A 3158-nucleotide genomic window follows, 5' to 3' on the forward strand; every position below is an offset into this window, starting at 1 on the left:
TAGATTATAAACACATAAAAATTTTTTTAAAATCAAATATATTTAACGATTTTTTAAAATTATAGTTTTGTGAGTTCATTTGTTGCATTATTATTTATTGATTCTTCAGATTTTTTAACTCCTGTGGATGTGCGATGGCCGAGAACCTCATGTGCCATAAGGACTATGAAAGCTGATGCCAGAAATGACAGCGCACCTATTATAAAGGCAATGTGGTATGCAAATTTATCTGGGAATGAAAAAACTGTCAATCCTGTGGATGTTCTTATTGCAAAAGCAACAGTATAAAGTGATAATATTGTGCCAGCCACGGGTGCACCAATACTGCTGCCTATATATCTGAATGTGCTGTTCATTGATGTTGCGAGCCCCATATCCTTGGGATTAACCGACAGCACAAGTAGATTGATTATTGAGGCGTTCATTATTGACATTCCTGAGCCTATAATAAATTCATAAATTATTGTCATTATAAAATCAGGTGATGTTGATAATAAGTAAAATCCTAATGCTGTGATAAGAGAACCGGCAACAGCCAGGGGCTTTATTCCTGACTTTGATATAATCCTTCCAGTGATTACAGAAAATACGATCATGCCTATTGCAAATGATACCAGTGAAAGCCCTGTTCCAAGTATTGATAGCCCAAACCCAAAGGGCTTTGGTGTTTCAAATTTGTATGAAAGAGCCTGCATGGATAAATACATGCCCATTCCTGAAACTGAAAGTGCAATATTTGCGGTAAGCACATTTCTTTCAGATAATAACTTCATGTCAAATATGGCCTCCCCACCCCTATTATAGTAATGTTTTTCGTATATAAACATGGGTATGAAAAGGATTACACCTGTTATAATCATGCTTAGAAACAGGGCAGAATTCCATCCCCATGATGAACCCTCTGACATTGAAAGAACTATCAGTGCAAGTGGGACACCGAGAAGTGCTGCACCGATATAATCAACCTTAACCTCTGGTCTTCTATAATCTGATTCATGAACCTTATATATTGTTAGAATTGCCAGTGCAACGATGAATGGTATTGCAGTATGGTATGTCATCCTCCATCCAAAATAATTTGATATTAATGATCCAAGCGGCAGGCTTATCGCAAAACCGGCACCAAACATACCGCTTATTAATGCCTGGGCCTTGGGTACCAGTTCCCGTGGAAACTGCTCCCTCACCAGTGCCATGCCAAGTGGCATGATTGTTAGTCCAATACCCTGAACTGCCCTGGATATTACCATAAATGTAAAATTCGGGGAAAAACCTGTAACAGATACGGCACCTGCATATAAAATCATGACAACCGACATCATCTTTTTCTTACCCCAGAGATCGGCCAGTTTCCCAATAACAGGGCTTAGGGCCACACCCGTTAGGAGATATGTTGAAAGAACAAGGCTTACCTGATCCACAGATATATGAAATCCCTCTGCAATACTTGGCAGTGAAGGTGTAAGCATGCCCTCAACGTACATCACCGCCATGATAATCATTGCAAGTAAAATTAAAACGAAATTGGCATATTTTTTATTATAATTAACATTATTCATAGTCATCACACCAAATTTTTATTTAATACGCCAGATAGGGATACATAATTATCAAGGAGTATATAAATATTGTGTAATAAAATATTTACTAATAAACTATTTTTGATGCCCAATGGAAAAAATAAATAACCAATTTTATATTTTTAGACCATGACCTATGAACTGAATATAAATAATATTGAGGAAACTAAAAAATTAATTTCCGGTGCAATCGCAAAAATGGTCAATGCAGACGATATAAAGATCAATGAAATTTTTTATTATACAGGATTGAAAAAATGGAGTCTAAAAATTTCATATTCCAGTGCGGGAAAGACTTATTACGGTTCTATGGATATAAACTGTAATGGAACAATTTTAAGATATCAGGAAAGGGAGGTGTAATTTTTGGAATCCGATAAAAGGTTTCAGGAACTGATAAATCAAATAAATGGCAAATGGGACCTAATAATAGTAAATATGCTGAAGACAGGTGAATTTCATTTCAATGAACTATTAAAAAATATTAATGGCATAACCCCCAAGGCACTTTCCGATTCTTTAAAAAAACTACTGGCCCATGGGATAATACAAAAGGACATAAAAAACATTAATCCGGTAAATATCGTTTATAAACTGACGGAAAAGGGAAATGCCCTGATCAATCCTATTAACAGTCTGGTTAACTGGCAGATACAGTGTGATAAAAAAAGATGAGATTATATAATATAATTTACATTTACCGTTAATGTTAAAAAAATACCTTTATAACAGAAATTTTTACGATAATGAAACGATGAACAGGCTTATGTCGATGTCTAAATTCCTTATACTTATTTCAGTATTCTTGGTAATATTATCAGGTTTTATATATGCTATCTATTATATATTTGAACCTTACAATGCAATTTTTAAGGCGGGTATTCTGTTGATAATTCTGGGATATCTTTTTTATATAATAAATAACATTATGTTTTTTAGGCTAAATAAATTCGAAATAAGTGACAAGCTCATATTTTTTTCTGTCATTATGTTCTTTGTGTTTTTTATATCCCAGATATTTATGGATGCCTCATTAAAGATTGGCATTGCAGGCGGAATCACCGGCATAGTTGGAACAATCCTTGCAGTGTTATATTATTATTTTAAAAAGGATGAGATAATTTCAAGGGTTATAATAATAGTTGCAACAGTGCTAATATACATTTCCATAGAAACTTTTCCTCTTGGATTCTACTCCTCTATCATGCCACTTTATTTTAATTCATCTCTCTGGGCCCAGGCGTTTATAATTTTTGAGATATTTTACGTTCTTGCATTTCTTTTTAAGGATAACAGCCTCTTAAATGACTTTCTCAGAAGCACAGGTGTTGAGCTTGGAATTCTAATATTTGGTGTTGGCATGATAACTGGTGGCTCCTATTTAATCTCGGCATATACCATGATTATTCCACATGGTATATCCATACCGGTGGAGATTCTTATGATTCTCGCTGGAATTGCAATTATAATAGCTGGGATATTTGCTATCATTTTGGCTTTTATGGACTTTTATTATGAGGTTATAAGGCCGCGCAGATATTCATTTAGATTTTAATTTATATGGCTGAAAGTCCATTA

At 34.4% G+C, this 3158-nt stretch carries 4 protein-coding genes; 3 read left to right on the top strand and 1 reads right to left on the bottom strand.

The genetic code is table 11. The annotated features are described in order from the left end of the window. Positions 1–59: 59 nt before the first annotated feature. On the bottom strand, positions 60–1559 hold the full coding sequence (locus AOG55_RS02880; RefSeq protein WP_055040863.1) for an MFS transporter: 1500 nt from the start codon (positions 1557–1559) through the stop codon (positions 60–62). Between the two features lie 150 nt (positions 1560–1709). Between AOG55_RS02880 and AOG55_RS02885 the strand changes: the two genes are divergently transcribed. From AOG55_RS02885 to AOG55_RS02895, 3 genes are read left to right on the top strand one after another with little or no spacing between them, the layout of a single operon-like run. Further along, entirely contained in the window at positions 1710–1943 is a 234-nt protein-coding gene (locus AOG55_RS02885) for a hypothetical protein (protein WP_055040864.1), read from the top strand. Positions 1944–1946: 3 nt separating this feature from the next. Continuing rightward, complete coding sequence (locus AOG55_RS02890; protein ID WP_048101065.1) at positions 1947–2255, top strand: winged helix-turn-helix transcriptional regulator; 309 nt, start codon at positions 1947–1949, stop codon at positions 2253–2255. 31 nt (positions 2256–2286) lie between these two features. Further along, a complete protein-coding gene (locus tag AOG55_RS02895; RefSeq protein WP_048101064.1) occupies positions 2287–3135 on the top strand; it encodes a hypothetical protein in 849 nt (282 codons plus the stop codon). Positions 3136–3158 lie beyond the last annotated feature (23 nt).

Origin of the sequence: Acidiplasma cupricumulans (assembly GCF_001402935.1) — an archaeon.
GTDB lineage: Archaea > Thermoplasmatota > Thermoplasmata > Thermoplasmatales > Thermoplasmataceae > Acidiplasma > Acidiplasma aeolicum.